This is a genomic window from Lyngbya sp. CCY1209, from assembly GCF_035615495.1.
Classification (GTDB): Bacteria; Cyanobacteriota; Cyanobacteriia; order Cyanobacteriales; family Microcoleaceae; genus Limnospira.
Genome location: NZ_JAJENU010000437.1, coordinates 1 through 956 on the forward strand (window position 1 = coordinate 1; position 956 = coordinate 956).

Annotated in this window: 1 protein-coding gene; it reads right to left on the reverse strand. The window is 50.8% G+C overall.

The annotated features are described in order from the left end of the window. Positions 1–422: 422 nt before the first annotated feature. Positions 423–956 (reverse strand): formylglycine-generating enzyme family protein (locus LKE08_RS13315; protein WP_324704718.1); only part of this gene is annotated, 534 nt, incomplete at its 5' end.

Consider the following 956-nt stretch of genomic DNA (forward strand, 5'->3'; position numbering starts at 1 on the left):
TCCCCAATCATCGACCGATGATTTTGGCTGGTAGGGGCGCAAGGCTTGCGCCCTCGGGGAATTGATTCCCAAGCGGTCTCGATATCCGACCCGTTTTGTTCCGGGCATTCAACCGGATTTGATATTATGGTTCGGGATGGATGCTTGGGAGTAGAAACCGGGTTTCTAGGCAACCATCTGGCGGGGAAAGAGAAACTCTCATAGAAACCCGGTTTCTTAATAGTCGCTAAGGGCGAAGAGTCTCCTTTAAGCGGATCGATTTTTCACGTAATTATTAATTTCCCCCAGTATTGGAAACTTAACATTTCGTTACACACAAACTCGAGCAAAAGAGGTATAATTTAAAAAAATATAAAAAAAGCTCGCTGCGCTCGCAAAAAGGGTAAAATAGAAACAGGGCAAAGGGCAAAAGGGTAAGAGCGCTAAGGGCGAAGAGTCTCCGGGGGGGGACAGGAGACGCGGAAACCGAAGTAGTAGCTGATGAAGGCCGGGTCGACCCAGTAGCGGAGGGCACAGCGACAGAATACAGGATTGAAGTACCACGAACCGCCGCGGAGCACTCGCCTTTCTTTCGCGTTCAACAAGTTGACTAAATAATCAATATAGTTATCGTAGATATTTTTTGCATCCCAAACTCGACCATCCGATGGCGCACCGTTGTAGCTGTTGTCATGCCAGGGGTCGGCGCACCACTCCCAAACATTTCCGTGGATGTCAGATAAGCCAAAGGCATTGGCGTGTTGAAACTGACCGACGGGGGTCGTTTTTTCGCGGTAGACACCCTCGGCTTCTGAGCCATAGGTGTAGTTGCCATTGTAGTTGGCGAGGTCGGTGGTCAGGGTTTCACCGACATGAAACGGGGTGGTGGTTCCGGCTCGGGCCGCATATTCCCACTCAGCTTCACTGGGCAATCGGTAGGGTTTGCCGATTTTTTTCGAGAGGCGGGCGCACCACTC